The following is a 20,340-nucleotide window of genomic DNA, read 5'->3' as shown; positions in this document are numbered from 1 at the left end:
TCAGGCCGCTAGCAAAAATTTCAGCACACACTGGCTGAAGGCATCACCCGCTTGCACGTTGGACAGGTGCGCGGCGTGGAACTCGGCGTATTGCGCACCACGCACATGTTCCTGGATGAAATGGCTGCCCACAGGCGGCGTGACCGCATCTTCAGTGCCGGCTATCACCAGCATGGGCACGGTGATAGCGCCCAGTTGCTCGCGAAAATCCGCATCGCGCACGGCAGCGCAGTTGGCGGCATAACCCTGGGGCGAAGTAGCCGCCAGCATGTCGGTAATGCGCTTGGCCTGTTGCGGGTTGGCTTCGGCATAATCCGGGGTAAACCAGCGTGCAATCGATGCATCACGCAGCCCGGCCATCGCCTGAGCGCCGTCTCGCAAGACCATTTCGATACGCGGGTTCCACACCGAAGGCTCGCCAATTTTGGCCGCGGTGTTGCACACCACCAACTTGTGCAAGCGAGCACCGGCATTGATGCCCAGCCACTGGCCAATCAAACCGCCCATCGACAGCCCGCAAAAATGCGCCCGCTCGATATTCAGTGCATCCAGCAGCGTCAGTACGTCGCCGCCCAACTGTTCAATACTGTACGGGCCCTCGGTCACCAGCGACTGGCCATGCCCCCGGGTGTCGTAACGCAACACCTGGAAATGCTCGGCGAACGCAGGGATCTGCGTATCCCACATCCCCAGATCAGTCCCCAGCGAGTTGGACAGCACCAGCACCGGCGCACCTTGAGGGCCGTCCAGCCGGTAATTGAGTTCACCTTCAGCAAGTTGTACACGTCCCACGAGCTTCTCCTTTAAAGGGCCAACGCAAAATGTTCAGCCCGCGCACGCTCGACCCACGTCGTCGCCTGGCCAAGGTAATGGGCCGGATCGAGCAAGCGATCCAGTTCGTCTGCACTCAACTGAGCGGTGATCTGCGGCTCATCGCCCAGCACCGCACGCAAGTGACGCTGTTCGGCCACCGCACGCTTGCAGCACTGCTCCAGCAGATGATGGGCTGTTTCGCGCCCTACCCTCTGGGCCAACACAATGCTCACTGCCTCGGCCAGCACCAGCCCGTGGGTCAAGTCGAGGTTGCGCGCCATGCGCTCGCTGTCCACTTCCAGCCCCTGGGCAATGTTCAATGCCTGAACCAGCGCACCGGACACGACGCAGCAAATCTCGGGAAGGGTTTCCCACTCGGCGTGCCACAGGCCCAGGCTGCGTTCGTGCTCCTGTGGCATGGCGCTGAACAGGATGCTCAGCAAGCCCGGCACCCGGGTGGCGGCGCTGATCAACACCGCCGAGCCCACCGGGTTGCGCTTGTGGGGCATGGTCGATGAACCGCCCTTGCCCGGCGCCGATGGCTCAAACACTTCCGCGGCCTCGGTCTGCATCAGCAGGCTGATATCACGGCCCACTTTGCCCAGGCTGCCCGCAATCAATCCCAACACCGCGCCGAACTCAACCAGACGATCGCGCTGGGTATGCCACGGTTGCTCAGGCAGATTCAGACCCAACTCATTGGCCAGCGCCTGTGCCACCGGCATCGCCTGATCGCCCAAGGCCGCCAGGGTGCCCGAAGCTCCACCGAATTGCAGACACAGCAAACGCGGCTTCAGTTCGTCAAGGCGCTGGCGGTTACGGGTGACGGCGCCCAGCCAACTGGCGATCTTCATCCCCAGCGTGACCGGCGTAGCCTGTTGCAACCAGGTACGCCCGGCCAAGGGCGTAGTGGCATAGCGCTGGGCCTGTTGCGCAAGGACATCGGCAAGCCGTACCAGATCAGCCTCGATCAGCCCCAGTGCAGCACGCAGTTGCAGCACCAGCCCGGTGTCCATGATGTCCTGACTGGTGGCGCCCAGGTGCACGTAACGCTCGGCTTCGGGCGCTGTGCTGGCAATCTGTTTGCCCAAGGCTTTGACCAGCGGGATCGCCGAATTACCGGCACTGGCGATCGCCAGGCCCAGGGCCTCGAAATCGTAGAGTTCAGCGCGACACGCAGCAGTAATCGGCGCGAGCGCAGAGTGAGGAATCACCTCGACCCGGGCCTGCGCCCGGGCCAGAGCCGATTCGACGTCGAGCATCGCCTGCACCCGGCCATGGTCGCTAAAGACCTCGCCCATGGCCTTGGCCGTAAAGTACGCATCGAACAGCTGATTACTCATAACCCGTCCTTAGAAGGCGCGCGCCACCCGGCGCGCGCGGGGTACATCACAAATCGTGGTGCAGGTACTTGGGCTGCTTGGGCAAGCGGAAGCTGAACAGGAAGGCAATGGCCATCATGACTGTCACGTACCAGTAGAAGGTGTTTTCCATGCCCATCGACTTGAGCCCCAACGCCACGTATTCCGCCGAGCCGCCAAAGATCGCGTTGGCGACGGCATACGCCAGGCCCACACCCAACGCCCGAACCTGAGGCGGGAACATTTCGGCTTTAACCAGCCCGCTGATCGAGGTGTAGAAGCTGACAATCGCCAGTGCCAGCGTAATCAGCATAAAAGCCAGGAAAGGGCTGCTGATGGTTTTCAGGCTCAGCAGGATCGGCACGGTACACAGCGTACCCAGCGCACCAAACCAGAGCATGTTGTTACGTCGACCTATCTTGTCCGCCAGCATGCCGAACAGCGGCTGCATGCACATATAAAGAAAGAGCGCGCCGGTCATGATGTAACTGGCGGTTTTGGCATGCATACCGGCCGTGTTCACCAGGTACTTCTGCATATAGGTGGTAAAGGTGTAGAAAATCAACGAACCGCCCGCGGTGTAACCCAGCACGGTAATAAACGCCGCTTTATGGTCACGGAACAACGCCCTCACGCTGCCTGCATCCTTGTCCTCGCGGGTTTCGGCGCTGGTGGTTTCTTTGAGGGTGCGACGCAGCATCAACGAAATCAGCGCCGCAATGGCACCAATCACAAACGGCACACGCCAGCCCCAGGCCCGCAGTTCATCTTCAGACAGGAACTGTTGAAGAATCACCACCACCAGCACCGCCAGCAGTTGCCCGCCGATCAGCGTCACATACTGGAAAGAGGCAAAGAAGCCGCGCTGCCCCTTGAGTGCCACTTCGCTCATGTAGGTGGCCGTGGTGCCGTACTCGCCCCCCACCGACAGCCCCTGAAACAGGCGCGCCATCAACAGCAAGGCCGGGGCCCAGGCGCCAATCGAGGCGTAGGTCGGCAAACAGGCGATGACCAGTGAGCCGGCGCACATCATCAGCACCGAGATCATCATTGAATTCTTTCGCCCGTGTTTATCAGCGACCCGGCCAAACAGCCAGCCACCAATGGGGCGCATCAAAAACCCGGCCGCAAACACGCCGGCGGTGTTGAGCAACTGCACCGTGGGGTCATCGGAAGGGAAGAAAGCAGGTGCGAAGTAGATCGCGCAGAAGGCGTAAACGTAAAAGTCGAACCATTCGACAAGGTTGCCGGAGGACGCACCGACAATCGCAAAAATCCTTTTTTTGCGCTCCTCTCCTGTGTAGTGAGTTTCTGTTGTCATGTTTATTTACTCATCAGGTTTTAGTTGCAGTCAGACACACCTTGCAACATGTGACGCCGTGACCGCAATAAGCCGAACGACTGATGCCGTGGGAGCGAGCCCGCTCGCGAAGGTCTCAAGAGCAACGCGGTTATCCAGTAAACCAGGAGTCTTCGCGAGCAGGCTCGCTCCCACAGAGTCAGCATTGAGCGCTATCAGACCCGTTCGATGGCCAATGCCAGACCTTGCCCGACACCCACACACATGGTCGCCAGGCCTTTCTTGCCGCCGGTTTTCTCCAGCTGATGCAGAGCGGTCATCACGATTCGTGCCCCGCTCATGCCCAGCGGGTGGCCCAGGGCAATTGCACCGCCGTTGGGGTTCACCTGGGGCGCATCGTCTGCCAGGCCCAACTCCCGCAATACGGCCAGGCCCTGGCTGGCGAAGGCTTCGTTGAGCTCAATCACGTCAAAATCGCTGACCGCCAAACCCAGACGCTCCACCAGCTTGCGAACCGCAGGCACCGGGCCGATGCCCATCACACGCGGCGCCACGCCGGCACTGGCCATGCCCAGCACCCGGGCCCGGGCGGTCAGGCCATGACGTTTCACCGCATCGGCCGAGGCCAGAATCATCGCCGCCGCCCCGTCATTCACGCCCGAGGCATTGCCCGCGGTAACGGTCTTGTCCGGGCCGTTGACCGGCTTGAGTTTGCCCAGTGTTTCCAGGCTGGTATCGGCACGAGGGTGTTCATCGTGTTCTACGAGGGTCTCGCCTTTTTTGTGGGCAATACGTACCGGTACGATTTCTTCGGCAAAGTAGCCTGCGGCTTGGGCGGCGGCAGTACGCTGCTGGCTGCGCAAGGCAAAAGCGTCCTGATCGGCGCGGGAAATCCCGTAATCATCCGCCACGTTGTCCGCCGTCTGCGGCATCGGGTCGATACCGTATTGGGCCTTCATCAGCGGGTTAATAAAACGCCAGCCGATGGTGGTGTCTTCCAGCTTCATAGTGCGCGAGAACGCTGCATCGGCCTTGCCCATCACGAACGGCGCTCGCGACATGGACTCCACGCCCCCGGCAATCGCCAGTTCCATCTCGCCGCTGGCAATCGCCCGGAATGCCGTACCGATGGCATCCATGCCCGAGGCACACAGGCGGTTAAGGGTCACGCCCGGAATGGTCTCGGGCAGTCCAGCCAACAACGCCGCCATGCGCGCCACGTTGCGGTTGTCTTCGCCAGCCTGGTTGGCACAGCCGAAGAACACTTCATCGACTTCGTTCCAGTTCACGCCCGGGTTGCGCTCGATCAACGCCTTGATCGGCGCGGCGGCCAGATCGTCGGCACGGACAGTTGCCAGACCACCGCCAAAACGGCCAATAGGTGTACGAATCGCGTCACAGATAAAGACTTCGCGCATCAGGCTTCTCCCGGTGCCTGGCCATGGGCCAGAGCGGTCCGCGCTTCCAGATCACGCAGGGCAGTGAGCTCGATGTCCGTTGGCGCGGCCGTCTCTTCGACGTTGTCGGCAAAACGAATGGCCCAGCCGGTAGCAGCGATCACTTGTTCACGGGTGACACCCGGGTGCAGGGCCGTGACCACGAATTCGTTGGTTTGCGCTTCGGGTTCCATGGTGCACAGGTCGGTGATGATCCCCACCGGGCCCGCGCCTGGCAGGCCCAGACGCTTGCGCGAGTCGCCGCCTTCGCCATGCCCCACCGAGGTGATGAAATCCAGTTTGTCGACAAATGAGCGGGCCGACTGCTTGAGGATGATCAGCACGCTTTTCGCCGAGCCGGCAATTTCCGGTGCGCCACCGGCACCCGGCAGGCGCACTTTTGGCTGGTGATAGTCACCGACCACCGTGGTGTTGATATTGCCGAAGCGGTCGACCTGGGCCGCGCCTAAAAAGCCCACATCGACCCGCCCGCCTTGCAGCCAGTAGCGGAAGATTTCACTGGTAGACACCACGGTATCGGCGGTTTCAGCCAGCTCACCGTCGCCAATCGACAGCGGCAGCACATTGGGCTTGGCGCCAATCGGGCCAGACTCGTAAATCAGCACAACATCAGGGGATGAGGTCAGGCGCGCCAGGTTGGCCGCTTTGGAAGGCAGGCCGATGCCGACAAAACACACCGAGCCGTTTTTCAAACGGCGAGCGGCGGCTACGGTCATCATTTCATTGGTGGAGTAAGTCATTATTTTGCCTCCAGAGCACGGGCCAGCTTGGCCTGAAACTCACTGAAATTTGCAGTGCCATGGATGTATTCGTTGATCCAGGCAGTGAACGTCTCACGGTCGCGAGCAATCGGGTCCCACGCCTGATAGAAGACGTTATCGCGCTCGGTATAGCCGTGAGCGTAGGACGGGTGTGCACCGCCCGGCACATGGCACACCGCGCTCAAAGCCCAGGTAGGCAGTACACAGGCGTTCATGGGTGCTTGCAGGTCGTCGACGATTTCTTCAACCGTGACGATGCACCGCTTGGCCGCCAACGCCGCCTCTTTCTGCACCCCCAAAATGCCCCACAACAGCACGTTGCCCTTGCGGTCGGCCTTTTGTGCGTGGATCACCGTGACATCCGGGCGCACTGCCGGCACGGCGGCCAGCACTTCGCCGGTAAACGGGCACGTCACGGTCTTGATCAGCGGATTGACCTTGGGCAAGTCAGAACCGGCATAGGCGCGCAGTACGGCAAACGGCAGGCCCGAGGCACCGGCCACGTAGGCATTGGCCAGGTCAGCGTGGCTGTGTTCTTCGATCTCCAGCGGCTGCGGCCACTGCCTTTCAACGGCATCACGCAAACGGTGCAGCGAACCCACGCCCGGGTTCCCGCCCCAGGAGAAGATCAACTTTCGTGCACAACCGGCCCCGATCAACTGGTCGTAGACCAGGTCAGGCGTCATCCGCACCAGGGTCAGGTCTTTCTTGCCCTGACGGATGATTTCATGACCCGCTGCAGTCGGAATCAAGTGGGTGAAACCTTCAAGGGCAACGGTGTCACCATCGCTCACAAATTGTTTCACCGCGTCGTGTAACGAAATGATGTCTGCCATCTGGGGTAGCTCCCGTTTTTTGTAGGCCACTGCGGTTGAAGAAGGTGCGCGCTGGCGACACCGGATGCACAGCAGGTTAAGCCGCTGCTTTCGCCCAAACAATCCGATAATCGACTATGTGTTCGTTAATCGAACACATAGTTAGCACGATAACGATCAGGTTGCGTCCGCATGGCTGACCATGCCCTTGATCAATACCGCCGCCGTTGCCAGAGCTGCCGGAATTACCAGCGCGGTCAGCACTTGCTCGAAGTTCCAGCCCAGCCCCAGCAGGGTTGCGCCCATCCAGGCCCCCAGAATGGCGCCGAAGCGGCCAATGCCAAGCATCCACGACACGCCAGTGGCGCGGCCTTGGGTCGGGTAAAAACGTGCGGCCAGGGACGGCATTGCCGATTGCGCACCGTTCACACACATACCGGCCACCAGCACCAATGTCGCCAGAACCGTGATATTGCCCAGGCTCTGCCCTACGGCGTAGGCAAACACCCCGGCCAGCAGGTAAAAAATACCGATCACTTTATGTGGGTTGAACCGGTCCATCGCCCAGCCCACCCCTACCGCACTCAGTACCCCGCCGAACTGGAAAAGGGCGCCAATAAACGCCGCCTGCTCCATGCTCGCGCCGCTGTCACGCATCAGCGTCGGCAGCCAGCTGGTGAGCAGGTAAACAATCACCAGCCCCATAAAGTAGGTAAGCCACAGCAATAAGGTGCCGGTGCTGTAGGTGCCGGAGAAGATCACCGCAAACACATTGCGCGCCTTGACGGTCTTCTGCTCGGGAACGCTGAAGCTGGACGCCTGGGCCACCACTGCCGGGTTTATCGGAGCCAGGGTTTTTCGAATCAGCGCAATGCTGCGATTGCGCACCACAAGAAAGCGCGCAGATTCGGGCAACCACGCCACCAGAACCAGCGTCAGAATCAGCGGCAACACCCCGCCAATCAGCAGCAGGCTGTGCCAGCCATACATCGGGATCAGTTTGGCCGAGATAAACCCGCCTCCCGCCATCCCCAGGTTGAAGCCGCAGAACATGCTGGTCACCAGCAAGGACTTGTGGCGCTCAGGGGTGTATTCCGACAGCAAGGTGGTGGCATTGGGCATCCCGGCGCCCAGCCCCAGGCCCGTCAAAAAGCGCAGAACCAGCAGTTGATCAACGTTGGAGCTGTAGGCCGATGCCAGGCTGAACCCGCCAAACACCAACACGGCGACGACCAGCACCACTTTGCGCCCGAAACGGTCGGCCAATGGCCCCGAGCCCAGGGCACCGAACACCATGCCGATCAGCGCGGCACTCATTACCGGGCCGAGGCTGGCGCGGTCAATCCCCCAGTCCTGGGACAGGGCCGGGGCGATAAACCCCATAGCCGCCGTGTCCAGACCATCGAGGAACACAATCAGGAAACACAGGATCACCACGCGCCATTGGTAGCGCGACAGCGGTTGAGCGTTGATAAACGACTGCACATCAAGGCAGTTGCCTACAGGGGACTGAGGTGAGTTCATTATTTTTATTCCGGGTAAAAACCAGGGCGAACGGAAACCGGCCAATGGCTGGCGGCTCACACTAAATAAAGTCCAGAGGGGATTAGAGGATCTTAGGGCGACTGCGCAACAACGGTGTCAAAGACAGGCAGATGGAAGTGCTCATGGCATGTGGCCTCTTCATTATTATTGTGGGCGGGCCCTGAATAAGTACTTGAGCAGACTGCAAGCAGGGTTGCGCTGTGGGCGACATTAATCAGCGCACTGCCAACGCGCAATTCGATAAACGCTTAACTGTGCGTTTATCGAACGCTTAGTGCCAAGGCATCAACTGAACAGCTGGGTGCTCAACTCGCGACTGGCATTGAGCATGATCGGCAAAAAGCGCTGTTCCAGCTCCGTGCGCGTCACCCGCCCGGCATGGGTGCTGACGTTCAGGGCTGCCAGCACCTGCCCTGAGGCGTCGTACACCGGCACCGCAATCGAGCGCAGCCCTTGCTCCAACTCCTGATCGACGACACACCAACCTTGCTCGCGCACCTGCTGCAAGCATTCAAGAAGCGCCTCGGGGGTGTGCAGGGTACGGCTGGTTTTGGCCTGGAACTCGCCATGGGCCAGGTACTCGTGCAGCGTCACGTCATCCAGCGCCGCCAGCAAAATGCGCCCCATCGACGTGCAGTACGCCGGCAAGCGGCCACCAACCGAAAGGTCCACCGAAATCAGGCGCTGGGTCGTCGCCGAGCGGGCGATATAGAGAATGTCGTCACCTTCGAGGGTCGCCATGTTGCACGCCTCGTGCAATTGCTCACTCATGCGGTCCAGATACGGTTGGGCCGTGACCGCCAGCGGCGTCGACGACAGATAGGCATGGCCCAACGTCAGTACTTTGGGCAGCAGGGAATAGGTTCGGCCATCGGTCGTGGCATAACCCAGCTTGATAAGGGTGTACAGGCACCGGCGCACTGCGGCCCGCGGAATTTCGGTGCGATGGCTGATCTGGGCAATGGTCAGATGCCGCTTGCGCTCCTGAAACGCCTGCACCACAGCCAGGCCTCGGGCCAGGGAAGACATAAAGTCAGGATCACCGGTAAACGCCTGAATGCGCTTGGCGGGCGACGCTACAATCGGCGGTGCGATACTGGCAACGGCATTGCGCAGTTGATCATTCATTCCCAACCCCCAGCTTCAGCTATTTATAGTTATGACATGCCGGGCGATTATCGAACCGTTGATCGATAATCGCAATCACTCCCTCAGCCCGTAGCCAGTGTAAAAATACGGCATGACATGATCGCGAATCACGATAGTTACTAATCGACGGGTAATGGCCATTGGCCTTCGTCTTATTAAAATCAAGCGCCGTGCACTAACAAGTGGATCAATGATAGAAAAGGTCTGTTTTATATGTACCTGTGCCAAGTCCATTACCGCGGTTATACAACTTGACCGCTCAACTACCCTGCGCCGTATTAATAGAGCTGCGCGATGAAGCGGTTCGTTAACTCTCGAATATTTATTACACGTCACCCACTGGGAAGTTGACGCGCGCGAAGTTATTCGGCGATAGTAGCGGTACGCCTCAGCCCTTGAGGATCGGAAGCGATTGAGAGCACAAGCCCCAACCTGCGCAGCAAATTGGATCCAGGGTCCGATAGGCTTCGCCGTTTCCCCGGTAAGTGCATCGTGTGTAGTTTCACTGAGGGGTGAACACTTATAAACAGTGACGCTCATGTGTTTGTTCGTGACGTGGCTGCGTGCATGCCGTGGTGTGTTTAAGTGCGACCTTGTTCATAAGCAATTGCCTTATTGACTGACATTCGCACAATGAATAAACCTCCTCGTGCACGGTGGTTCACCAGGTTTAATTTCAACTCAATTAGGTAATAGCGTGACAAAAGACGAACTGCGCGCAGAACTTGAGCGTCAGGAACAACGTTTCAAGGATGTTTACGGCGGCGAAGTGACAACCTACGCCGCCCGACCCGAACCCGAGCGTAAACCATGGCGCAAACGTGCCAGCCTGCTCGACCAGGCATTCTCTGAAGAAATCCAGAAAATTGAAAAAGAGCTGAAAACTGAGGGTTCCTGACCTCTGGCCTGAAAACCTGCGGGCGCAACCGCTGACAACCCTTGATTCCTCGCCATCAGCATGAATGTGCAAGGCTGTTTGCCGTGCATGGACCGAACCGATCCTGCCGCAACGACCGATTTGAGATATTTCATGCTCTCAAGTCAGACCTGTACGAGGGCTTGCTCGCCACCCTGCAAAAACCCTTACAGCCTTTGGTATCAGCGGCTTGAAGGGTATTTCCTACGCCATTTGCCCGAAGCTCCTTACGAGCTTTTTCATTTATAGATGTTACCAACGGGCAGCAAGTGCATTGATTAGCGGGGTTTTCTGGCATAATCCGCCCCCCTTTATGACCGTGTCAGAAAACCTTCATGATCGATCTATTAAGCGGATTGGACGCCTGGGTTCTTATCAGCCTCTTCTTCGCCCTAGCCTTTGTTCTCGCGTTTGAGTTCATAAACGGCTTTCATGACACCGCGAACGCGGTAGCGACTGTCATCTACACCAAAGCCATGCCGCCTCACCTGGCGGTATTCTTTTCCGGTGTGTTCAACTTCCTCGGCGTTCTGCTGGGCGGGGTCGGCGTGGCATATGCCATCGTCCACCTGCTACCAGTAGAGCTTCTGGTGAATGTAAACACCGGGCATGGCCTGGCCATGGTGTTCTCACTGCTTGCTGCAGCCATCACCTGGAACCTGGGTACCTGGTACTTCGGGATTCCCGCGTCGAGCTCACACACCCTGATCGGCTCGATCCTGGGTGTCGGCCTGGCCAACGCCCTGATCAGCGGAATTCCGGTGAGCGATGGGGTTAACTGGCAGAAGGCTATCGACATCGGTGCCTCCCTGGTGTTCTCGCCAATGGCCGGTTTCCTGGTTGCAGGCCTGGTATTGCTCGCCCTCAAGTGGTGGCGTCCAGCGTCCAAGATGCACAAGACGCCAGACCAACGCCGCAAGATGGACGACAAAAAGCACCCGCCGTTCTGGAACCGTCTGGTTCTGGTGATCTCGGCCATGGCCGTGAGCTTTGTTCACGGTTCCAACGATGGCCAGAAAGGCATCGGCCTGATCATGCTGGTCCTGATCGGCATCGTGCCAAGCGCTTTCGTTCTGGATCTGAACAGCACCACCTATCAGATCGAACGTACTCGGGACGCCACCTTGCACCTGAGCCAGTTCTACGAGCGTAACAACGCTTCGCTCGCCGAGTTCCTGGCGCTGGGCAAAAGTGTCAAAGGCGATCTCCCGGATCAGTTCAGCTGCAACCCGCAGCAGACCGAACCGACCATCGCTGCCCTGTTGACCTCGCTTAAAGGCGTGGCGGACTACCATTCGATCCCGGCTGAAAAGCGTATCGAGATCCGTCGCTACCTGCTTTGCCTGGACGACACCGCGAAGAAAGTCAGCAAATTGCCAGCTCTTGATTCCCGCGAAAAAGCGGACCTCGAAAAACTGCGCAAAGACCTGACGGCCACCACCGAATACGCCCCGTTCTGGGTAATTCTGGCTGTAGCGCTGGCCTTGGGCCTGGGCACAATGGTTGGCTGGAAACGCGTGGTTAAAACCATCGGTGAGAAGATCGGCAAACAAGGCATGACCTATGCCCAGGGCATGGCAGCTCAGATCACCACTGCCTTTGCCATCGGCATGGCCAACATCTTCGCACTGCCGGTATCCACGACGCACATTCTGTCCTCGGGTGTAGCGGGTACCATGGTCGCCAACAAAAGCGGCCTGCAAGGCGGCACCATCAAGACCATCCTGATGGCGTGGGTACTGACCTTGCCCGCCACCATCGCACTGTCTGCAACGCTATTCTGGCTGGCTTCCAAAGCACTCGCCTGATTCTGCGCTGCACAAAAAAGGTACGTCCCTCACGGGCCGTACCTTTTTTTAATCCCGCAATAAGTTGTGGGAGCGAGCCTGCTCGCGAAGCCCCCAAGAACATCGCGATTTCCCAGTCAACACACGCGGCTCGCTCCCACAGAGGAATTCACGCTGTAGACAAAACACACAGGCAAAAAAATAGGCGACCGAAGTCGCCCAAAATGCCTTGCGTGCTCATACCCCGTAAAGACTCGGCGCTATTTGCGCTTCTGGGAGTCTTTCCAGATAAAAATGCCCAGACCGGCAAAGAACAAAACCATGAGGCCGACGGTAAGTACCCCGGCGATAACCACATTATCGAGAAACATGACGGCCTCCTGTGCGTGTCTGTGTGTTGAAGCCAGATTAACCACACGCGCAGGTGCAGGACTTGACCGGGATCAATAGTGATCCACGGCCAGCCCGGACTTGGAGGGAATAGTTGACGCAGGTCAGCGAAAACCAGGGAGGTCAGCGCTTTTTCGGTTTTTTCTTCGGCTTTTTCGCAGCTTTTGCCAACGGCATCGCCTGTTCGAACGCTTTGCGCACTTCGTTCAAACGTTTTTCCTTGAGGTCGTGTACACGCTTGGCGCGCTCGGCGCCCAGGTCAACCAGATTGGTATCTTGGCTCATAAGAAGTTTCAAACCGCTGTCAGTGTGTTTCAGTGCGCCAATAATGCGACGCACGCGCTGCGCTGGCCAGAAAAAAGACCTATACCTTGATATCGACCCACAACCCCTGACGCTGCGTCCCGTCGATCACAGGTGAAACCGGCGCCGTGGCCTCCAGGTGCTGCGCCTCTTCCAGCACCCCCTGCCCTGCGTCTTCCAGGGCTTCACGACGGCGCTTGTCATGCTGGCGTTGTTGCTCTTCACGTAACAATAGCGCGGCCTGGTCGGTGTCGTGGTTCTTCAGGTCAATTGCACATTCACCGGAGCTGGCCTGTGCGGCGGTCACGGCAGGAATGTCCGGCCGGGGTCGGACCGGGTCCTGCCCGGAGGTAATGGATGCAGCGCCCAGCGGCAAGATTGACGGCAACATGGTTTTTGTTCTCCTGTCTTCAGGCTGTCGGCGGCTGACCAGGGGAGCCACCCGTCTAAAACTGCCGCAGGCTTACTTAATAAGCCGGGCAGCTTTTTATGAGAGTCCTTTGGACTGAGGCCTCTGATCCGTTAATATACTCGGCTTTTTCAAAGCGGGAGTCAGGCAGCATGGCGCAGCAGTATCAACCGGGGCAACGCTGGATTAGTGACAGCGAAGCAGAGCTAGGTTTAGGCACCGTTCTGGCACAGGACGGTCGCTTGTTGACCGTGCTCTATCCGGCCACTGGCGAAACCCGCCAATATTCGCTGCGCAACGCACCGCTCACGCGTGTTCGGTTCTCGCCGGGTGACACCATCATCCACTTCGAAGGCTGGAAGATGACCGTGCGCGAAGTCGATGATGTCGACGGCCTGATGGTCTACCACGGGCTTAACGAGCATAACGAAGCCGTCACCCTGCCAGAAACCCAACTGTCGAACTTTATCCAGTTCCGTCTGGCCAGTGACCGTCTGTTCGCCGGGCAAATCGACCCGCTGTCCTGGTTCTCCCTGCGCTACCACACCCTCGAACACACCAGCCGTCAGCTGCAATCGCCGCTGTGGGGCCTGGGTGGCGTGCGTGCGCAACCGATTGCACACCAACTGCACATCGCCCGCGAAGTGGCAGACCGTATCGCGCCGCGTGTTTTGCTGGCTGACGAAGTAGGCCTGGGTAAAACCATCGAAGCCGGCCTGGTGATCCACCGCCAATTGCTCAGTGGCCGCGCCAGCCGCGTCCTGATCGTGGTCCCGGAAAACCTGCAGCACCAGTGGCTGGTTGAGATGCGTCGCCGCTTCAACCTCGAAGTGGCACTGTTCGACGAAGAGCGCTTTATCGAAAGCGACGCCAGCAACCCCTTCGAAGACAGCCAGCTGGCACTGGTTGCCCTGGAATGGCTGGTTGACGACCCCAAGGCCCAGGCGGCGCTGTTTGACGCTGACTGGGATCTGCTGGTGGTCGACGAAGCGCACCACCTGGTGTGGCACGAAGACAACGTCAGCCCTGAATACGGCCTGGTAGAACAACTGGCCGGCGTGATCCCGGGTGTTTTGCTGCTCACCGCAACCCCGGAGCAATTGGGGCAGGACAGCCACTTTGCGCGCCTGCGCCTGCTGGACCCGAATCGCTTCCACGATCTGGCCGCCTTCCGCGCCGAGAGCGAGAACTACCGCCCGGTCGCTCAGGCCGTGCAGGAGCTGCTGGACAAGGGCCGCCTGTCACCTGAAGCCCATAACACCATTCACGGTTTCCTCGGAGCCGAAGGCGACACCCTGCTGGCCGCTGTCAATGAGGGCGATGCCGAGGCAAGCGCCCGCCTGGTGCGCGAGCTGCTGGACCGCCACGGTACCGGCCGCGTGCTGTTCCGTAACACCCGCGCCGCCATCCAGGGCTTCCCGGAGCGCAAACTGCACGCCTACCCGCTGCCGTGCCCGGACGAATACCTCGAACTGCCGCTGGGCGAACACGCCGAGCTGTACCCTGAAGTCAGCTTCCAGGCCCAGCCGGACGCTACGGATGAAGAGCGCTGGTGGCGCTTCGACCCTCGGGTCGAATGGCTCACCGACACGCTGAAAATGCTCAAGCGCACCAAAGTACTGGTGATCTGCGCCCACGCTGAAACCGCCATGGACCTGGAAGACGCCCTGCGCGTACGTTCCGGTATTCCTGCGACGGTCTTCCACGAAGGCATGAACATTCTTGAGCGCGACCGTGCTGCAGCCTACTTCGCAGATGAAGAGTTCGGCGCCCAAGTGCTGATCTGCTCCGAAATCGGCAGTGAAGGTCGCAACTTCCAGTTTGCCCACCACCTGGTACTGTTCGACCTGCCGTCGCACCCGGACCTGCTGGAGCAGCGTATCGGCCGTCTGGACCGTATCGGCCAGAAGCACATCATCGAACTGCACGTGCCGTACCTTGAGACCAGCCCGCAACAGCGCCTGTTCCAGTGGTACCACGAAGCGCTGAATGCCTTCCTCAACACCTGCCCGACCGGCAACGCCCTTCAACACACGTTCGGCCCACGCCTGCTGCCGTTGCTTGAAGCTGCCGACGACCAGGAGTGGCAAGCACTGATCGACGAAGCACGCCTTGAGCGCGAGCGTCTCGAGCAAGAACTGCACACCGGCCGTGACCGTTTGCTGGAGCTCAACTCCGGCGGCTCGGGCGAAGGCGAAGCGCTGGTTGAAGCGATCCTTGAGCAAGACGATCAGTTCACCCTGCCGATCTACATGGAAACTCTGTTCAACGCCTTTGGCATCGACAGCGAAGACCATTCCGAAAACGCCCTGATCCTCAAGCCAAGCGAGAAAATGCTCGACGCCAGCTTCCCCCTGGGCGACGACGAAGGCGTGACCATCACCTACGATCGCAACCAGGCCCTGTCGCGCGAAGACATGCAGTTCATCACCTGGGAACACCCGATGGTGCAAGGCGGCATGGACCTCGTATTGTCTGGTTCGATGGGCAACACCGCCGTCGCACTGATCAAGAACAAGGCACTCAAGCCCGGCACCGTGCTGCTCGAGCTGATTTACGTCAGTGAAGTGGTTGCACCGCGTTCGCTGCAACTGGGCCGCTACTTGCCACCGGCGGCCCTGCGCTGCCTGCTCGATGCCAACGGTAACGACCTGTCGTCCCGCGTGGCCTTCGACACATTGAACGAACAACTGGAAAGCGTACCCCGCGCCAGCGCCAACAAGTTCGTTCAGGCCCAGCGCGAACAGTTGACGCCGAAGATCAACGCCGGTGAAGCCAAGATCGCGCCACGTCACGCAGAACGCGTGGCCGAAGCCCAACGCCGTCTGGCAGCAGACACCGAAGAAGAGCTGGCACGCCTGACCGCCTTGCAGGCAGTCAACCCAAGCGTGCGTGACAGCGAACTGGTTGCCTTGCGCAAGCAACGCGAACAAAGCCTGGCCATGCTTGAAAAAGCCGCCCTGCGCCTTGAAGCCATTCGTGTGCTGGTAGCCGGTTAAGGCATTCTGTAATCGCCGGGGCTGCGCTCCCCGGCGATTACAGGACCTTTTTCACCGCAATACACACTTGCGACTATAAATTCCCTTCTTGATAACAAAATGATTAGCATCATTTAGCCACTACCCTTATCCCCCCCAATCCAGCTTCTATACTCGACCCCAAGCTAGCACCTGACGACTAGCGCGAACCGCCGAGGCGAGCAATGGAAATACTGGGGTTACAACTTATGGGGGAGCCTGCAGAACAAGGCCAGTTGCTATTACTTAGCAGCCATAATCCTTACCTCGTGCTACTCGCCGGCCTGGTCGCTTTCGCGGCATGCCTGGCCACGCTGCATCTGGTTGAACGCGCCGGCAATGCGGATAGAGCCACCAGTAAAACCGTATGGCGATGGATTGCTGTCGGTTGTCTGGCCAGCGGGATCTGGGCCATGCACTTCATCTGCATCCTGGCATTCACGCACCCTGCTGCCCCTCGCTACAGCCTCGGTACGGCCATTGGCGCCCTGCTCATGACCCTGATCGCAGCCATCGCTGTCGTACAAGCCCTGCACAGCACAACTTACTGGCGCTCACGCCATCAGCTTTTGAAACTCGTTCTGTGTATTGGCGCCGCAGCCGCCATGCTCAGCATTCAGCTCACCAGCATGCCGACGCTCACCGACCCACTGGCGGACAGTTCAGGCAGCACTCACTGGCAACTGGCCCTCGCGGTGGCCGTGGTGGTGCTGTTGTTGATTGGCAGCAGCGCCAGCGCCGCACTGGTCGACAAGAAACTGCAACACAAGGAGCACGACCTGAGGCGGGTCAACGCCCTGCTCAGCCAACTCGACCAGGCACGTGCGTCCTTGCAGCAAGTCGCCCATTACGACCCGCTGACCAACCTGATCAACCGACGCGGCTTCAACCAGCTATTTGCGGAAAAACTCAGTGATTGCGCCGCCAGGAACAGCAAACTGGCCGTGATGTTTCTCGACATTGATCACTTCAAGCGCATCAATGACAGCCTGGGGCACGATGCGGGTGATGAGTTGCTCAAGACGATCGCCGCCCGCATCAAACACTCCACCCGGAGCCACAATGACGTCGTCGCACGTTTTGGCGGTGACGAGTTCTGTATTTTGATCAACCTCAACCATCGCGATGAAGCGCAAAGCATGGCTCAGCGCATCATGCTCAAGTTGAAAGAGCCCATCGAACTGTCAGGACGCCAAATGGTGATGACCACCAGCATTGGCATCAGCGTGTTCCCGGATGACGGCGCAAGCAGCGCTGAACTGCTCAAGCATGCGGATCTGGCTCTTTACCAGTCCAAGGGCAGCGGGCGTAACAACCTGAACTTCTTCAGCTCCAACCTCAAGACCCGCGCCTCGCTGGAATTGCAATTAGAGGAAGAACTGCGCAGCGCGCTGAACGAAGACAAGGAGCTGTTCCTGCAATACCAGCCCATCTTTGACCTCAAGAATGGCCGTGTCACCAAACTTGAGGCACTGGTCCGCTGGCAACACCCCGAACACGGTCTGCTTGGTCCTGAACGTTTTATCAGCATCGCCGAGGCCAACGGACTTATCGCCGAGCTGGACCATTGGGTGCTGCGCAAAGCCTGCCATGACCTCGCGGCACTTTCGTTAAAGGGATGGCAACATCTGGGGGTTGCGGTGAATTGTTCGGCGCGCAATCTGGTGCGGGTAGAGCTGGCCGACGAAATCGAAAGCGCGCTGCGCTCATCCGGGATTGCGGCACACCGGCTGGAACTGGAAGTCACGGAAAACGCACTGATGTGCAATCTGAGCAGCACCTCGCAACTGTTGCGCCAGATCCGTACCCTTGGTGTGTCATTGTCCATTGATGACTTTGGTACCGGCTATTCATCCCTCGCCTACCTCAAGCGCCTGCCGCTCAACACTTTGAAAATTGACCGCTCGTTTATCCAGGACATCCCGACCTCCAGTCAGGACATGGAGATCGTCCAGGCCATTATCGTCATGGCCCACACCCTGCACCTGCAAGTGGTCACCGAGGGTGTCGAAACTACACAGCAATTCGAGTTCCTCAACCAGTACGGTTGCGACTTTATCCAGGGCTACCTGATTAGCCGCCCCGTGAGCTTTGAGGTACTGCAAGAAACGCTCGAAGGGCTCAACAAAAGCCCTGTACCCGTACCGGATCACGCCACGTTCATTCCCGTCAGCCAATAAGCAGGCATCCGTTTTCCAGACACAAAAAAACGCCACAGTAGCAACTGTGGCGTTTCTCTACGGCAAATTGCCACTACCTGAAACCGGGTTACTGGGCTACACACTCCGGGCTATTCACAGCAGTGCAAAAAAATGCGCCCGTTTGGTGCGAAGGGTTATTTTTACGCCCTTTCCTGGACCATTACCCACGGCGAAACCACCACTGCCCATAGCTGCGGGTCACGTTCAAGAACGTCTAGCGCCTGCGCTTCAGTCATCTTGCCAAGTAAGCCGGAGGCCATCCAGGCCGCGACTTTCTCTGCATCATCCTGAGTCACGGCCTGCGCCGCCTCGATCAAGTCCAGCCCGGGTTCAACCCACAGCAGATCGCCTTTGGCGAAGAAGGGCTGCAAGGCTTTCCATTCGATAGTTGAGGTCTCGCCAAGCAGCTTGGCATAGAGGGTGCTAGGTTCTTGATTCATGGATTTCACCGGGTAAAAAAATCGGCGCAATGATAACGCCACCCACCCGGTAGAAAAACCTGGATTTTAAGGTACAGAGACGGGGAAAGAGGTAAAGGCCAAGGACAGGTAGGTTGATTCGGCAACATTCTGATAACTATCAACAGCCTGATCCGCCGCTATTCTGTCTCTTTCTTACGTTTTAGCGACATTTCCTGTTTTTTCCCTCGCCACCACGCTATTCAAGCGTCGAAGCGGCGCTCTACACTGTACCGGTACAGTTGCAGGGGGGATTGACCGGGAATTTCGCTAGTAGAGAAGACCCGGTCCGGCTGCCTTGGCTTCCAGGACTATAAAAATTACAACAGAAGAGTGGAGCACCAATAAAGATGGCTACGAAGCAGATTACTAAACTGTTTGCCGCTATGGTTTTGGCCGGGTTCGCCAGCCATTCATTTGCCGCAGACACCATCAAGATCGGTATCGCTGGTCCAAAAACCGGGCCTCTGACTCAGTACGGCGACATGCAGTTTGCTGGCGCAAAAATGGCCATCGAACAAATCAACGCCAAGGGCGGCGTTGATGGCAAAAAGCTTGAAGCGGTTGACTACGATGACGCCTGCGACCCGAAACAAGCGGTTGCCGTTGCCAACAAAGTGGTCAATGACGGTATTAAATTTGTAGTCGGCCACCTGTGCTCCAGCTCCACTCAGCCTGCTTCGGACATCTACGAAGACGAAGGCATCATCATGATTACCCCGGCCGCCACCGGCCCGGAAATCACCGCTCGCGGTTATAAAATGATCTTCCGCACCATCGGTCTGGACAGCGCCCAGGGCCCTGCAGCCGGTAACTACATCGCGGATCACGTCAAACCGAAAATCGTTGCGGTACTGCACGACAAACAGCAATACGGTGAAGGCATCGCCACCGCCGTTAAAAAGACCCTGGAAGACAAAGGCGTCAAAGTCGCAGTCTTTGAAGGCGTCAACGCGGGTGAAAAAGACTATTCCTCTGTTATTGCCAAGCTCAAGCAAGCCAACGTTGACTTCGTCTACTACGGCGGCTACCACCCTGAGCTGGGTCTGATCCTGCGTCAGGCCAAAGAGAAAGGCCTGAACGCCAAGTTCATGGGCCCAGAAGGCGTGGGCAACGAGTCCATCTCGCAAATCGCCCAAGGTGCTTCCGAAGGCCTGCTGGTTACCTTGCCAAAAGCGTTCGACGCCGACCCTGCCAACAAGGCACTGGTTGAAGCCTTTGCTGCCAAAAAGCAGGACCCTACCGGTCCATTCGTGTTCCCGGCATACGCTGCGGTTGAAGTGATTGCCGGCGGTATCGAGCAAGCCAAAAGCGAAGACCCGGCCAAAGTTGCTGAAGCTATCCACAAAGGCACTTACAAAACGCCAACCGGTAACCTGAAGTTTGACGCCAAAGGTGACGTGGAAGATTTCAAATTCGTGGTCTACGAATGGCACTTCGGCAAGCCTAAAACTGAAGTAAGCCCTCAGTAAGAGCGAAGTTGCGGCCTGACATTCAAAGCCCACTGCGCTAGCAGTGGGTTTTGTTTTACGGGCCTTTGCCGCACGGATAATGGGCCGCGCTTTCGTGATCCGAAAGTCTGTCCACCTGAAAATCTTTAAAACCGTCACCAGCGGTTCGCTGGCAGAAGACCTGAGCTCAAAGTGGGTGAAAACCCA

The 20,340-nt window shown here is 58.5% G+C and carries 17 protein-coding genes; 5 read left to right on the top strand and 12 right to left on the bottom strand.

Annotated features, from left to right (window positions below; genetic code table 11):
• From pcaD to pcaR, 8 genes are all read right to left on the bottom strand, one after another.
• Positions 1-792 carry a 3-oxoadipate enol-lactonase gene (gene pcaD / locus BLW11_RS09375; protein ID WP_048358971.1) on the bottom strand — a complete coding sequence of 264 codons (792 nt, stop codon included), beginning with the start codon at positions 790-792 and terminating at the stop codon, positions 1-3.
• Positions 793-803: 11 nt separating this feature from the next.
• A complete protein-coding gene (locus BLW11_RS09370; RefSeq protein ID WP_048358972.1) occupies positions 804-2,156 on the bottom strand; it encodes a 3-carboxy-cis,cis-muconate cycloisomerase in 1,353 nt (450 codons plus the stop codon).
• Between the two features lie 46 nt (positions 2,157-2,202).
• On the bottom strand, positions 2,203-3,495 hold the full coding sequence (locus BLW11_RS09365) for an MFS family transporter (RefSeq protein WP_048358973.1): 1,293 nt from the start codon (positions 3,493-3,495) through the stop codon (positions 2,203-2,205).
• A 194-nt stretch (positions 3,496-3,689) separates the two neighbouring features.
• Entirely contained in the window at positions 3,690-4,895 is a 1,206-nt protein-coding gene (pcaF, locus tag BLW11_RS09360) for a 3-oxoadipyl-CoA thiolase (protein ID WP_193790170.1), read from the bottom strand.
• Positions 4,892-5,674, bottom strand: coding sequence for a CoA-transferase subunit beta (locus BLW11_RS09355; protein WP_193790171.1), 783 nt, complete (start codon positions 5,672-5,674; stop codon positions 4,892-4,894). Before BLW11_RS09355 ends, pcaF begins: the two co-directional genes overlap by 4 nt.
• The gene (locus BLW11_RS09350; protein ID WP_048358976.1) at positions 5,671-6,528 is read right to left on the bottom strand and encodes a CoA transferase subunit A; all 858 of its coding nucleotides are present in this window, start codon (positions 6,526-6,528) and stop codon (positions 5,671-5,673) included. Before BLW11_RS09350 ends, BLW11_RS09355 begins: the two co-directional genes overlap by 4 nt.
• A 156-nt stretch (positions 6,529-6,684) precedes the next feature.
• Complete coding sequence (pcaK, locus tag BLW11_RS09345) at positions 6,685-8,031, bottom strand: 4-hydroxybenzoate transporter PcaK (protein WP_048358977.1); 1,347 nt, start codon at positions 8,029-8,031, stop codon at positions 6,685-6,687.
• 306 nt (positions 8,032-8,337) lie between these two features.
• Complete coding sequence (pcaR, locus tag BLW11_RS09340) at positions 8,338-9,180, bottom strand: pca regulon transcriptional regulator PcaR (RefSeq protein ID WP_048358978.1); 843 nt, start codon at positions 9,178-9,180, stop codon at positions 8,338-8,340.
• A gap of 718 nt (positions 9,181-9,898) precedes the next feature.
• Here pcaR and BLW11_RS09335 point away from each other — a divergent pair.
• On the top strand, positions 9,899-10,099 hold the full coding sequence (locus tag BLW11_RS09335; RefSeq protein WP_048358979.1) for a hypothetical protein: 201 nt from the start codon (positions 9,899-9,901) through the stop codon (positions 10,097-10,099).
• A 353-nt stretch (positions 10,100-10,452) separates the two neighbouring features.
• On the top strand, positions 10,453-11,925 hold the full coding sequence (locus tag BLW11_RS09330; RefSeq protein WP_048358980.1) for an inorganic phosphate transporter: 1,473 nt from the start codon (positions 10,453-10,455) through the stop codon (positions 11,923-11,925).
• 239 nt (positions 11,926-12,164) lie between these two features.
• Here BLW11_RS09330 and ccoM read toward each other — a convergent pair whose 3' ends face one another.
• The 3 genes from ccoM to BLW11_RS09325 all read right to left on the bottom strand — a co-directional run bounded on the left by ccoM (position 12,165) and on the right by BLW11_RS09325 (position 12,988).
• Complete coding sequence (gene ccoM, locus BLW11_RS24175; RefSeq protein ID WP_016779744.1) at positions 12,165-12,275, bottom strand: cytochrome c oxidase subunit CcoM; 111 nt, start codon at positions 12,273-12,275, stop codon at positions 12,165-12,167.
• 142 nt (positions 12,276-12,417) lie between these two features.
• Positions 12,418-12,579 (bottom strand): hypothetical protein, encoded by a 162-nt coding sequence (locus BLW11_RS23975; RefSeq protein ID WP_088500141.1) that lies wholly within the window; start codon positions 12,577-12,579, stop codon positions 12,418-12,420.
• 79 nt (positions 12,580-12,658) lie between these two features.
• Complete coding sequence (locus tag BLW11_RS09325) at positions 12,659-12,988, bottom strand: hypothetical protein (RefSeq protein ID WP_048358982.1); 330 nt, start codon at positions 12,986-12,988, stop codon at positions 12,659-12,661.
• A 170-nt stretch (positions 12,989-13,158) separates the two neighbouring features.
• Between BLW11_RS09325 and rapA the strand changes: the two genes are divergently transcribed.
• Entirely contained in the window at positions 13,159-16,005 is a 2,847-nt protein-coding gene (rapA, locus tag BLW11_RS09320; protein WP_048358983.1) for an RNA polymerase-associated protein RapA, read from the top strand.
• Positions 16,006-16,232: 227 nt separating this feature from the next.
• Positions 16,233-18,203, top strand: a complete 1,971-nt coding sequence (locus BLW11_RS09315; RefSeq protein ID WP_420912197.1) for a putative bifunctional diguanylate cyclase/phosphodiesterase — start codon at positions 16,233-16,235, stop codon at positions 18,201-18,203.
• 161 nt (positions 18,204-18,364) lie between these two features.
• Here the strand turns inward: BLW11_RS09315 and BLW11_RS09310 are convergent, their stop codons facing one another.
• Positions 18,365-18,664 (bottom strand): DUF2288 domain-containing protein, encoded by a 300-nt coding sequence (locus BLW11_RS09310; RefSeq protein WP_048358985.1) that lies wholly within the window; start codon positions 18,662-18,664, stop codon positions 18,365-18,367.
• 362 nt (positions 18,665-19,026) lie between these two features.
• Between BLW11_RS09310 and BLW11_RS09305 the strand changes: the two genes are divergently transcribed.
• Positions 19,027-20,154: a branched-chain amino acid ABC transporter substrate-binding protein gene (locus BLW11_RS09305; RefSeq protein ID WP_088500132.1), complete on the top strand. Its 1,128-nt coding sequence runs from the start codon at positions 19,027-19,029 to the stop codon at positions 20,152-20,154.
• The last annotated feature ends 186 nt before the right edge of the window (positions 20,155-20,340 follow it).

This window comes from Pseudomonas deceptionensis, from assembly GCF_900106095.1.
GTDB classification, from domain to species: domain Bacteria; phylum Pseudomonadota; class Gammaproteobacteria; order Pseudomonadales; family Pseudomonadaceae; genus Aquipseudomonas; species Aquipseudomonas deceptionensis.
The sequence above is the reverse complement of the archived record's forward strand: the minus strand, read 5'-3'. Positions and strand labels throughout refer to the sequence as shown.

Coding starts and splice junctions, on each gene's coding strand:
- BLW11_RS09370 (WP_048358972.1), bottom strand. CDS start 2,156: ATGAGTAATCAGCTGTTCGATGCGTACTTTACGGCCAAGGCCATGGGC.
- BLW11_RS09365 (WP_048358973.1), bottom strand. CDS start 3,495: ATGACAACAGAAACTCACTACACAGGAGAGGAGCGCAAAAAAAGGATT.
- BLW11_RS09350 (WP_048358976.1), bottom strand. CDS start 6,528: ATGGCAGACATCATTTCGTTACACGACGCGGTGAAACAATTTGTGAGC.
- pcaK (WP_048358977.1), bottom strand. CDS start 8,031: ATGAACTCACCTCAGTCCCCTGTAGGCAACTGCCTTGATGTGCAGTCG.
- pcaR (WP_048358978.1), bottom strand. CDS start 9,180: ATGAATGATCAACTGCGCAATGCCGTTGCCAGTATCGCACCGCCGATT.
- BLW11_RS09330 (WP_048358980.1), top strand. CDS start 10,453: ATGATCGATCTATTAAGCGGATTGGACGCCTGGGTTCTTATCAGCCTC.
- ccoM (WP_016779744.1), bottom strand. CDS start 12,275: ATGTTTCTCGATAATGTGGTTATCGCCGGGGTACTTACCGTCGGCCTC.
- BLW11_RS23975 (WP_088500141.1), bottom strand. CDS start 12,579: ATGAGCCAAGATACCAATCTGGTTGACCTGGGCGCCGAGCGCGCCAAG.
- BLW11_RS09325 (WP_048358982.1), bottom strand. CDS start 12,988: ATGTTGCCGTCAATCTTGCCGCTGGGCGCTGCATCCATTACCTCCGGG.
- rapA (WP_048358983.1), top strand. CDS start 13,159: ATGGCGCAGCAGTATCAACCGGGGCAACGCTGGATTAGTGACAGCGAA.
- BLW11_RS09315 (WP_420912197.1), top strand. CDS start 16,233: ATGGGGGAGCCTGCAGAACAAGGCCAGTTGCTATTACTTAGCAGCCAT.
- BLW11_RS09310 (WP_048358985.1), bottom strand. CDS start 18,664: ATGAATCAAGAACCTAGCACCCTCTATGCCAAGCTGCTTGGCGAGACC.